Raw genomic sequence first — 10984 nt, 5'->3', positions numbered from 1 at the left:
TAAGCTCTGAAATCGTCATGTGTCGAAGCCCTCAAAGGCTCCGAACATCGTCCTTCACGCCGATCACCGAAAGGTGCCGTCGGGACATCGCTTACCTTAGATTGTACAAGGTATCTGGATCGGACGAGCGATTTCCGGAGAATTACTTGTCTTCTGAGGAACCCGCACTCGCCGCGCTTGGTGCTTTGCCGAGATCTAGTTCGGTTGCCTTTGCACTCGATGACATTATCGGGATGGCGCGCGACATACTGGGTAACAGGGCACGCCATACGACATGCCTAGCAATAGGGGCGAAGCCTCACGCCCTGGCACCTGGTATAGCTGCGCTTGCTGATGAACGTATCCAAGTCGTATGTCGGACACCAAAGGCTTACGTTGCTAGCGATGTATCCGCTGCCGGTCCTATTTTCAAGTTTACAATCGAGGACCGCTTCGACCCGCTGTCGTGTTTGCCAACATAAGAATTGATCTTTCGTGCCTTCCTTTCTTTTCACAATATCGTAGCGGGATATACCCAAGAAAAAGGCCCAAGCTGGGGCAAGGCCCTGAGGTACGGTCAGGGTGCCTCGTAGGTTTGTGGGCCGTTGATTGACTAGCCACGCTCCGGAATTTGACCTCTTTCCTTTCATAGCGCGCGGAGTTCAAGTTCGGATCGGTCTCGGTTGAGCCAGCTCAATTAACGTCTTTGTCGTCTCGATGAATTGCCGAACTGCTTCGAGCTCGTCTTCCGAAACCCGGCCGCCTTCATAATGGTGCAGGACGTCATTTGCCTTTGCCACGTAGGAGTTCAGGCCCAGTCGGCGGACGTGTTCGTACCTTTTTTCGGCAAGAGGCAGCAATTCGCCAAGCATTTTACCCTTGCCGTTCTTTCTTCTACTCTCCTCCTCGGTGAGATAGAATTCCTTGAGCACTCGCTCCACGACTGCCCGGCACATTGCGATAGCTGCTGCTGGCAAGCCAAAGACGTATGCTTTCGTAGCATCGTCGAGGAGAGCGATGAGGGCCCCTGGAACGCCTTCCGGGACGGCTCCTTCCATATGGGATGGAACCAGCGTCTTCGGCAACGTGTCCCACCGCTCCTCTATCTTTGCTAAGTCGATCCCAACTACGTGAGTGAACCATTCATATGCTATCACACCCTCTCGCAGGCCTTCCTCAACGTCCCAAATCCATTGGACCATTGTATCCACTGATTGAGCCGCATCGAGGGGTTTCGCCGAATTCGGAGTCTTGTTCGGAGGCCGCCCGCCCGGATTAAGGATTTCTGATGCGGGGATGCCGTCGACCTGCTCATCTGCCCCTGGAAAAAGGGCATGGAAGTAAAGTCGATCGTAGACTCTACTCACCTCGTCCGCAAAGACTTCCCTGTACAACTTGTATCGCTCGATAAACCAGCTCGGCACGTTTCGGAGGTATCGACCGTTTGCGCGCTCCATTTCGAATGCGCGTTCCCAAAAAAACAAAGACCCGACTACCCGCCGTGCGTCCGGACTGTTTTTTACCAGCATTTCGATCCGCGACGCGTCGTTGCCTAACCAATGCTCAAGTTGCTGGAAGGCGCGATCGAACTCATTGAACGATAAAATCATCTTCCCGGCCTCAGTGCACGTTCGGCAATGTGGAATGACCAGGATGAATTCTAGCCCCACTTGTCATGCTGTTCCATCAGATCGTGCAGCATAGGGTAGAATCTGCCGACCAGCAGTCGAAGGGCGTCCCGAACATTTAATTTGTCACACTCCTGTCACAGCGATCCTCAAAAAATGGCTATCTGGATGAGGATTGCGTGTAGCGAGAAAACATCGTAGACTGCGTCAAGCAGCTGAATTTATTCAGTGTTTTCGATAAGGAGTGTAGCGAAGCGAACTCTGCTCAGCGGGAGAGCACTGCATTGACATTGCAGGGGTCACAGGTTCAATCCCTGTCACGCCCACCATCCAGACAATCCGCTGTCGCTCGTACCCGCAGATTCGCCGTCCTTGCGCGGGCTGGACCACGTGAACGCCGTATTTTCGAGAATGCCAAAATCGGAAGCGTTGATTTTTGGCCCAGCCAATGCTTTCGGCGAGCGATTTTGCATTGGCCATGGCCAAGAGACGGCCGCCGCCCAAACCCTGATATCTGGTGGCGGCAGTCAGCGTCGATTGAGGATCACGCCGCGCCGAGGCGGAGATCGCCCTTCTCGATATGCTGGAGAAACCACGTATAGGTCTGCTCCAGTCCGCTCTGAAGCGAGTACCGCGGCCGCCAGCCCGTGGCAAACAGCCGAGACACGTTCATCAGCTTGCGCGGCGTGCCGTCCGGCTTCGTCGCATCGAATGTGAGCACCGCCTCGGCGCCGATGACGGACAGCATGGTCCGGGCCAGCTCGGCAATGGTGATGTCTTCGCCCGAACCGACATTGACGTGGCTGTCGCCGGCATAGTTTTTCAGCAGCCAGACCAGAGCGTCGGCGGCGTCGTCGACATGCAGGAACTCGCGCATCGGCGTGCCCGATCCCCAGACTTCCAGGGTTTTGTCGCCAGCCCGCTTGGCCTTGTGCGCCTTGCGCATAAGGGCTGGTACGACATGGCTGGTGGACAGGTCGAAATTGTCGCCGGGGCCATAAAGGTTGGTCGGCATCGCTGAGATGTATTCGACGCCGTACTGGCGCCGATAGGCCTGGCACAGTTTCAGCCCGGTGATCTTGGCGATCGCATACCATTCGTTGGTGGGTTCGAGCGGACCGGTGAGCAAGGCGTCCTCGGAGATCGGCTGCGCCGCAAATTTCGGATAGATGCAGGACGAACCGAGAAACAGCAATTTCTGCACCTCGTTGCGAAAGGCGCTCTCGATGACGTTGGTCTGCATGATGAGATTGTCCTGCAGAAAATCGACTGGCAACCTGTTGTTTGCCAGGATGCCGCCGACCTTGGCCGCCGCCATCACCACCGCATCCGGCCTGTGTCCAGCCATCCAGCGCCGCACGCCGGCCTGATCCATGAGATCGAGTTCATCGTGGGATGCGGTCAGGACCTCGCAGTCCTCGTCCGCCAGCCTGCGCAATATGGCCGAGCCGACCATGCCGCGATGCCCAGCCACGAAAATGCGCTTGCCCCTTAGGTCGAAATCCATTGGCGTATCCCTATGCAGAACGGCCGCTATGACCCTATGGCGTCGGCGCGCCGGATGGGCCTGCCTCGGACGCATACCGCATACAGATTTGCCCGGACAAGGCAAATCGGAGATTTGGGCGAACTCTTCTTGTGGTAGGCGGTCAGACACCCGCGACGGTGCACAGGCTCTTCATTCTTGCGACGGCAAGCTCCGGGTCGGCCAGCAATCCGGCCTGGTCGGCAAGGCGAAACACATCGGCGTAATGGCAAATGCCGCGCGCCGATTGCATGCCGCCGATCATCGAAAAATGCTCCTGGTGACCGTTTAGCCACGCCATGAGGACGATACCGGCCTTATAGTATTCGGTCGGCGCCTCGAAAATTTTCCGCGACAAAGGCACCGTCAGCGCCATCAGCGCGTCATAGCCGGCGCGGTCGCCGGCGGCCAGTTTCGCCAGCGCGGCATTGGCGACCGGCGCGATGGCATCGAAAATCCCGAGCAGTGCGTGTGAGTGTCTTTCGCCATCGCCGGCGATCAGCTCGGGGTAGTTGAAGTCGTCGCCGGTGAACATGATGACACCTTCAGGCAGCCGGTTGCGCAGGGCAACCTCTTTGCCGGCATCGAGCAGCGATATCTTGATTCCCTCGACCTTGCCGGCGTGGCGTTCGATGATGGTAGCGACCGTGTCGAGCGCGGTGTCGAAATCATCGCTGCCCCAATAACCCTTCAGCGCCGGATCGAACATGTCGCCCAGCCAGTGCAGGATGACCTTGCCGGATGCCTGGGACAGGATGCGGTCATAGACGCTGACATAGTCGTCGGGACCCTTGGCGACACTCGCCAGCGCGCGGCTGGCCATCATGATCGCCTTGCCGCCCAGGCCTTCGATGAAATCGAACTGCTGTTCATAGGCCGCGATGACATTGTCGAGCGTCCTGGCTGCGCCTGGCGCCAGATGGTCTGTTCCGGTACCTGAGGCGAGATCGGCGCCCTCGACGGTTCGCGCCTCGGCGATCGAGCGGCGGATCAATTCCCTGGCGTTTGTCCAGTCGAAACCCATGCCACGCTGTGCAGTATCCATCGCCTCGGCGATACGGAAACCGAGCCGCCAGAGATAACGGCGGAACGCCATCGTGCGCTCCCAGTCGACCGCTGGATGAGCCCATGGATCGGTCATCTCGAGGGGATCGGCAACGACATGGGCGGCGGCATAGGCGATACGCGAAAACCGCGCGCCGATCACCGGCTGTGCCGGCTGGCCGACAAGGCGATAGCGAGTGCTGCGACCGCCCTCCCCGGGCAAGGCAATGTCCATCGATCTCTCCCTTGGTCGCGCCTATAAATGGAACGTTCCAATAAATCAAGAACTTTTATGGATTCTCAATCCACGCCAAAAAATGCTGCATCGCAGCGACGAAGTCCCTCAAGAGTGCCGCTTTCAAGCGCCCAGTGCCCGATTTTTCAAAGTGAGGAAAAATCCCGGTTGACTCGAAGCCGACCCAGAATTAGAACGTTCCAATCAATTCGACCAGAAAGTACCGGAGGACGATCTGGATGGCCAGCAGGCCCAAGGCGACGATACTCGACATTGCCCGTGAGGCGGGCGTGTCCAAGTCGACGGTGTCGCTCGTGCTGCAGGGCAGCGGTCTGATCCGGCCTGAGACCGCGCTGAAGGTCCGCAAGGCGATCGAGGATGTCGGCTATGTCTACAACCGCGGCGCCGCCAATCTGCGCAAGGCCCATTCCAACGTCATCGGCATGGTCATCAACGATCTCACCAACCCGTTTTTCGCCGAAATGGCGGTCGGCATGGAGCGTGTCTTCCAGTCGGCGGGCATCGTGCCGTTCATCGCCAACACGGCGGAGAACCCGGTGCGCCAGGAAGAGGTGCTGAAATCGCTTATGGAGCAAGGTGTCGCCGGGCTGATCGTGTCGCCGGCGCGCGGCACGACTCCCGGTGCGTTCCGCCGCATAGAGATGGCGGGCCTTCCGATCGTCTTCACCATGCGCCGCCTTCCCGAAAGCCGCATACCGGTGATCGCGCCCGACAATCATCGCGGCGCCTGGCTCGCCACCGCCCATCTGATCGGCAAAGGGCATCGCCGGCTGGCGTTCTTCGGCGGCTCATCGGACCTGGTGGTCTATCACGAGCGGCTGGGCGGTTTTCGGGAAGCCTGTGAGGCGCTCGGCATCGCCAAGCGCGATACACTGGTCGTTGAAGGCGAAACCAGCCGCAAGGGCGGCATTGCCTGCCTGGAAACAGCTCTCGCGATGGCCGATCCGCCGACCGCGGCGCTGTGCTTCAACGATGCGGTCGCCTTCGGCGTCATGCTGGCGCTGCGCAAGCGCGGCCTCGAGCCCGGTGCGGATTTCGCCGTCGTCGGCTTCGACGACGTGGTCGAAGCCCAGCATTACATGCCGGCGCTGACCAGCGTCGCGGTGGATTCGGCAGGCCTGGGCGAGCGCGCCGCCCATGTCATGCTGAAGATGATCCAGTCGCGCACCACGCGCGCCGAGGATCATATCGGCGCCGTCAATCTCGTCGTCAGGGACAGTTGCGGTCCTGATCGTCGTACGGGAATGGGAGACGCGGCATGACTGTCAAATGGGGACTGATCGGCGCAAGCACGATCGCCAGGCAATTCATGATCAGCGCCATCCGCGCGCAACCGAACAGCGAGATCGCGGCGGTGATGAGTTCCAGCCCGGAGCGCGCCACTTCCTATGCTAAGGAGAACGGCATTCCGCTTGCCGTCTCGACGCTCGATGAATTGCTAGCCTCCGACATCGACGCCGCCTACATCTCGACCACCAACGAATTGCATCTCGAACAGGCGTTAGCCGCCATCAAGGCGGGAAAACATGTGCTGTGCGAAAAGCCGCTGGCGCTGACCAGTGCCGATGCGCGCACAATGGTCGCCGCCGCCAAGGCGGCCGGCATCGTACTCGGCACCAACCATCATCTGCGCAATGCCGGCTCGCACCGGGCAATGCGCGAAGCCATCGCCGCCGGCCGCATCGGCAGACCGATTGCCGCGCGCGTCTTCCACTCCGTCTATCTGCCTGAGAATCTGCAGGGCTGGCGTATCACCAGGCCGGAAGCCGGCGGCGGCGTGGTGCTCGACATCACCGTGCACGATGCCGACACGCTGCGCTTCGTGCTCGGCGACGATCCGCTCGAGGTTTCGGCGTTCACGCAGGCCGCAGGCATGGCCGGCGGCGGGTTGGAAGACGGCGCCATGTGCATCTGGCGCTTTGGATCGGGCGTCATCGCCCAGTCGCACGAGGGTTTCACCACCAAATTCGCCGGCACCGGCTTCGAGGTGCATGGCAGCGAAGGCTCCCTGATCGCAAAAGATGTGATGACGCAGAAGCCGATCGGCTCTGTACTGCTGCGCACGGCAAAAGGCGAGGAGGAATTAAGCTTCGACCGCGAAGATCTCTATGTCAGGTCTTTGCGCCAGTTCCATGCGGCGATCCGTGGCGAAGGCCAGCCGTCGGCCACTGGTGAAGACGGCGTCTGGTCGCTGACATCAGCCGAAGCGGCATTGCAATCCGCCAAGTCGGGCAAATCAGTCGCGGTCGACCCGAAACTCGGAGGCGCAAGGTGAGCAAGCTCGTCTCCGCCGCGCAAGCCGCCAGCCTGATCAGGGACGGCATGGTTGTTTCCGTGTCGTCGTCGAGCGGTCTCGGTTGCCCGGACACGGTGCTCGCCGCCATCGGCGAGCGCTTCGACGCGGAAGGCCATCCGAAGAACATCACGACACTGCATCCAATCGCCGCCGGCGACATGTACGGCATTAGGGGTATCGACCATCTGGCCAAGCCCGGCCTGTTGAAGTGCACGCTGTGTGGCTCCTATCCCTCCGGCCCGTCATCCTCTGAACCGCCGCAGATCTGGAAGATGATCGGCAACAATTCGGTCGCTGCCTACAATGTGCCCTCCGGCATATTGTTCGACATGCATCGCGAGGCCGCCGCCAAGCGGCCCGGCGTGCTGACCAAAGTGGGGCTCGACACCTTTGCCGACCCGCGTCACCAGGGCTGCGCCATGAACGCGGCCGCCAGCGAGCCGATTGTTTCGGTGCAGCAGTTCGACGGTGAGGAATGGCTCTATTTCCGCTCGATCATCCCTGATGTCTCGATCATCCGAGCGACGACCGCCGACGAGCGCGGCAACCTCACCTATGAGCATGAGGGCGCCTATCTCGGCGGGCTGGAACAGGCGCTCGCCGCCCGCAACAATGGCGGCATCGTCATCGCGCAGGTCAAGCGCGTCGTCGAGAACGGCACGCTGAAGCCGCATGACGTGCGCGTCCCCGGTGTGCTGGTCGACCACATCGTGGTGGCGGCCGACCAGTTGCAGACGACGCTGACGCCCTACGACCCGGCCATCTCCGGCGAGATCTTCCGGCCGCTGTCGAGCTTCCGTAACGCCGAGATGAGTGTCCAGAAGGTCATCGCTCGGCGCGTCGCCATGGAGCTTGCCGACGGCATGGCGGTCAATATCGGTTTCGGCATCTCGGCCAATGTGCCGCGCATCCTTATCGAGGAAGGCCAGCACGGCAAGGTCACCTGGGTGATCGAACAGGGCGCGGTCGGCGGCGTGCCACTGCTCGACTTCAAGTTCGGCTGCTCGTCGAACGCCGACGCGTTCATGCCTTCGCCGCACCAGTTCATCTATTTCCAGGGCGGCGGCTTCGACGCCTCGCTGCTGTCCTTCCTGCAGATTGACCGCCACGGCTCGGTCAACGTGTCGAAGCTTTCGGCGCGGCCGCACGTCACCGCCGGCGCCGGCGGCTTCGTCGACATCACCGCACGGGCGAAGAAGATCGTGTTTTCCGGCTTCTTTAATGCCGGCGCAAAGCTGTCGCTGGCCGATGGCGGCATCCGTATCGACGGGGAAGGCAAGGTCAAGAAGGTCGTCGGCGAGGTCGAGCACATCTCCTTCTCCGGCAAGCGCGCCGTCGCGCAAGGACAGGACATCTCCTATGTCACCGAACGCTGCGTCATGAAGCTGACGCCGGATGGGCTGATGGTGACGGAGCTGGCACCCGGAATCGATCTTCAGCGCGACGTGCTGGCGCAGGCCGAGATTCCACTCGGTGTCGCCAACGACCTGAAAATGACGCCGGACGCGCTCTATCGTGACCGGCCGATCGGACTGTCGCTCAATGGCGGCGCCTCCCTTGGAGGCGCGCATGTCTGAGCGTCTCGTCACCTTTGAAACCGACGGCGACCTCGGCATCGTCACACTGCGCCGGCCGGAGAAATTCAATGCGCTCGACATCCCGATGCTGCGCGCGCTGGATGCCGCGCACGACGCGGCCGAGGCCGCGGACGGTGTCCGTGTCGTGCTGCTGTGCGGCGAGGGCAAGGGCTTTTGCTCGGGTGGCGATGTCGAAGCGTGGTCGCAAATGAGTGCCGCCGATTTCCAGGTGCAATGGGTTCGCTACGGCCACCGCGTCTTCGACCGGTTGGCGCGGCTGCGGCAACCGACGATCGCCGTTCTGTCCGGCCATGCGCTGGGCGGCGGGCTGGAACTGGCGGCCGCCTGCGACTTCCGTGTCGCCGAGGCGCACGTCAAATTAGGTTTTCCGGAAACCTCAATCGGCGTAGTGCCCGGCTGGTCCGGCACGCAGCGCGCGGTACGCCGTTTCGGTGCGCAGACGGTGCGGCGCATGGCAATCGGCGGCGAAGTTTTCATGGCGGCCGAAGCACTCGCTCTGGGCATCGTCGACCGGGTGGTCGACACAGGCAAAGCATTCACCGAGGCCAAGGCCTGGGCCGGCAAGATCGCCGAGCGCGGCCCGCTGGCAACCGAGGCCGCCAAGCTGATGATCGCGGTCGCCGAGGGCGAGGAAAGTGCTGCCGCGACAGAGGCGCTGGCCAGCGGCTTCATCGCGCTGACCGGCGACCTCAAGGCCGGTGTCGACGCTTTCAAGACCAAGCAGAAACCAGCGTTTTCAAGATCCTAGAATGCAAGCGGAACCTCACATGAACTTGCCCCTCGAGATCGCCATGCCCGCCGAGGCATCCGCGGCCCCGAAGACCTACCGGCTGCTGATCGACGGCAAGTTTGTCGATGCACGCGACGGCCGGACGCTGGAGCGCAATAGCCCCGGCCACGGCTTCACCGTTTCGCGCTATGCGCAAGCCGGCGAAGCGGAAGTCGAGGCAGCGGTACAGGCCGCGCACAATGCTTTCGAGACCGGCCCCTGGCCGCGCATGAAGGCCGGCGAGCGCGCCGCGATCCTGCTCAAGGCGGCGGATCTGATCGAGGCGCGGCTCGAGGAAATTGCCCGGCTCGACGCGCTGGAATCCGGCAAGCCAATCGCCCAGGCGCGCGGCGAGATCGGCGGCGCCGTCGACATCTGGCGCTATGCCGCGGCGCTTGCCCGCACGCTGCATGGCGAAACCTACGCCAGCCTCGGCGACGCCATGCTCGGCGTCGTGCTGCGTGAACCGATCGGCGTCGTCTCGATCATCACGCCATGGAATTTTCCGTTCCTCGTCGTCAGCCAGAAACTGCCGTTCGCGCTCGCCGCCGGCTGCACGGCGGTGGTCAAGCCGAGCGAGATGACCTCGGCCTCGACCTTCGTGCTCGGCGACATCCTGATGCAGGCCGGCTTGCCGGATGGCGTCGTCAACATCCTCGCTGGCCTGGGCGCCGAAGTCGGCGCGCCGATGGTCAGCCATCCGCTGGTCGAGATGGTGTCGTTCACCGGCTCCACCCGGGTCGGCAAGATGACCATGGCGTCGGCTGCGAACTCGCTGAAGAAGGTTTCGATGGAGCTCGGCGGCAAGAACGGCCAGATCGTCTTTCCAGATGCCGACCTCGAAGCCGCCGCCGACGCGTCGGTGTTTGGCGGCTTTTTCAACGCCGGCGAGTGCTGCAACGCCGGCAGCCGGCTGATCGTCCATGAGGCGATCGCCGACGACTTCCTCGGCGCAGTGAAGGCGCTCACCGCCAGGGTCACCGTCGGCGATCCGCTCGACGACAGCATCAAGGTCGGCGCGATGATCTCTTCCGAGCACCTTTCCAAGGTCACCGGCTACGTGACGGCGGCGGCAAACGACGGCAGCAGCGTCTATTGCGGCGGCAAGCAGATCGCTTCCAGTGCCGGTCAATATCTCGACCCGACCATCCTTCGCGGCGTCACCGAAGACATGGCCATTGCACGTGAAGAAGTGTTCGGCCCGGTGCTCTCGGTGCTGACGTTTGAATCGATTGAAGAGGCGTTGCGCATCGCCAACAACACGCCCTATGGTTTATCGGCGGGCGTGTGGAGCGCCAGCATCGACACCTGCATGTCGGTGGCGCGGAATGTGCGTTCGGGAACCGTTTGGGTGAACACGTTCATGGAAGGTTATCCCGAGCTGCCTTTCGGAGGCTACAAGCAGTCCGGTCTCGGACGCGAACTCGGCAAGCGCGCCGTCGAGGACTATACCGAGGAAAAGACGATCCAGTTTCATCGCGGTCAGCGCACCGGATGGTGGGTCGGCTGAGTTGGAAAGAACCCGGCGGACAACCGCCGGTCGTGTAGCTGCAACAAGGGAGGAAGTACATGTTGCGCAAATTGCTTATCGGAACGGCTCTCGGGTCGGGTCTTGCGTTCGCGGCCCATGCCCAGGACGTCAAGGAAGTCGAGATGCTGCATTGGTGGACGTCTGGCGGCGAAGCGGCTGCTTTGAACGTGCTCAAGGAAGATCTGGCCAAGCAGGGCTTTGCCTGGAAGGACGTGCCCGTGGCCGGCGGCGGGGGCGCCCCCCCCCCGCCCCCCCGGGAGGCCCGGGGGGCGGGCGGGCCCAAACCCCCCCCCCCCCCCCAGCGCCGCGTTTAACTGCGGGGCAAATGACGCGGCCGGGGGGATGGGCGGCGGACCCA

The 10984-nt window shown here is 61.9% G+C and carries 9 protein-coding genes and 1 pseudogene; 7 read left to right on the top strand and 3 right to left on the bottom strand.

The window, feature by feature from the left end:
• Positions 1 to 641: 641 nt before the first annotated feature.
• From NKH12_RS28365 to NKH12_RS28355, 3 genes are all read right to left on the bottom strand, one after another.
• On the bottom strand, positions 642 to 1589 hold the full coding sequence (locus NKH12_RS28365) for a hypothetical protein (protein WP_352956171.1): 948 nt from the start codon (positions 1587 to 1589) through the stop codon (positions 642 to 644).
• Between the two features lie 562 nt (positions 1590 to 2151).
• On the bottom strand, positions 2152 to 3114 hold the full coding sequence (fcl, locus tag NKH12_RS28360) for a GDP-L-fucose synthase (protein WP_352956170.1): 963 nt from the start codon (positions 3112 to 3114) through the stop codon (positions 2152 to 2154).
• Positions 3115 to 3256: 142 nt separating this feature from the next.
• Positions 3257 to 4411: a dihydrodipicolinate synthase family protein gene (locus NKH12_RS28355; protein ID WP_352956169.1), complete on the bottom strand. Its 1155-nt coding sequence runs from the start codon at positions 4409 to 4411 to the stop codon at positions 3257 to 3259.
• On the opposite strand from NKH12_RS28355, the gene NKH12_RS28350 reads away from it, so the two are divergent.
• From NKH12_RS28350 to NKH12_RS28320, 7 genes and pseudogenes are all read left to right on the top strand, one after another.
• Positions 4404 to 4583 carry a hypothetical protein gene (locus tag NKH12_RS28350; RefSeq protein WP_352956168.1) on the top strand — a complete coding sequence of 60 codons (180 nt, stop codon included), beginning with the start codon at positions 4404 to 4406 and terminating at the stop codon, positions 4581 to 4583. The genes NKH12_RS28355 and NKH12_RS28350 overlap by 8 nt on opposite strands.
• A 67-nt stretch (positions 4584 to 4650) precedes the next feature.
• Positions 4651 to 5694 carry a LacI family DNA-binding transcriptional regulator gene (locus NKH12_RS28345; RefSeq protein WP_352956167.1) on the top strand — a complete coding sequence of 348 codons (1044 nt, stop codon included), beginning with the start codon at positions 4651 to 4653 and terminating at the stop codon, positions 5692 to 5694.
• Positions 5691 to 6707, top strand: coding sequence for a Gfo/Idh/MocA family protein (locus NKH12_RS28340; protein ID WP_352956166.1), 1017 nt, complete (start codon positions 5691 to 5693; stop codon positions 6705 to 6707). Before NKH12_RS28345 ends, NKH12_RS28340 begins: the two co-directional genes overlap by 4 nt.
• Positions 6704 to 8305 (top strand): acyl CoA:acetate/3-ketoacid CoA transferase, encoded by a 1602-nt coding sequence (locus tag NKH12_RS28335; protein ID WP_352956165.1) that lies wholly within the window; start codon positions 6704 to 6706, stop codon positions 8303 to 8305. Before NKH12_RS28340 ends, NKH12_RS28335 begins: the two co-directional genes overlap by 4 nt.
• Entirely contained in the window at positions 8298 to 9074 is a 777-nt protein-coding gene (locus tag NKH12_RS28330) for an enoyl-CoA hydratase/isomerase family protein (protein WP_352956164.1), read from the top strand. The genes NKH12_RS28335 and NKH12_RS28330 overlap by 8 nt, the downstream gene beginning before the upstream one ends.
• A 19-nt stretch (positions 9075 to 9093) precedes the next feature.
• Positions 9094 to 10605 carry an aldehyde dehydrogenase family protein gene (locus NKH12_RS28325; protein ID WP_352956163.1) on the top strand — a complete coding sequence of 504 codons (1512 nt, stop codon included), beginning with the start codon at positions 9094 to 9096 and terminating at the stop codon, positions 10603 to 10605.
• A gap of 59 nt (positions 10606 to 10664) precedes the next feature.
• Positions 10665 to 10913 (top strand): annotated as a pseudogene (locus tag NKH12_RS28320) (sugar ABC transporter substrate-binding protein); the annotation flags it as partial.
• Positions 10914 to 10984: the final 71 nt, after the last annotated feature.

This window comes from Mesorhizobium sp. M1322 (genome assembly GCF_040318085.1).
GTDB lineage: Bacteria > Pseudomonadota > Alphaproteobacteria > Rhizobiales > Rhizobiaceae > Mesorhizobium.
This window is presented reverse-complemented; position numbering and strand designations above follow the sequence as displayed.

Coding starts and splice junctions, on each gene's coding strand:
- NKH12_RS28355 (WP_352956169.1), bottom strand. CDS start 4,411: ATGGACATTGCCTTGCCCGGGGAGGGCGGTCGCAGCACTCGCTATCGC.
- NKH12_RS28325 (WP_352956163.1), top strand. CDS start 9,094: ATGAACTTGCCCCTCGAGATCGCCATGCCCGCCGAGGCATCCGCGGCC.
- NKH12_RS28350 (WP_352956168.1), top strand. CDS start 4,404: ATGTCCATCGATCTCTCCCTTGGTCGCGCCTATAAATGGAACGTTCCA.
- NKH12_RS28345 (WP_352956167.1), top strand. CDS start 4,651: ATGGCCAGCAGGCCCAAGGCGACGATACTCGACATTGCCCGTGAGGCG.
- NKH12_RS28340 (WP_352956166.1), top strand. CDS start 5,691: ATGACTGTCAAATGGGGACTGATCGGCGCAAGCACGATCGCCAGGCAA.
- NKH12_RS28365 (WP_352956171.1), bottom strand. CDS start 1,589: ATGATTTTATCGTTCAATGAGTTCGATCGCGCCTTCCAGCAACTTGAG.
- NKH12_RS28330 (WP_352956164.1), top strand. CDS start 8,298: ATGTCTGAGCGTCTCGTCACCTTTGAAACCGACGGCGACCTCGGCATC.
- fcl (WP_352956170.1), bottom strand. CDS start 3,114: ATGGATTTCGACCTAAGGGGCAAGCGCATTTTCGTGGCTGGGCATCGC.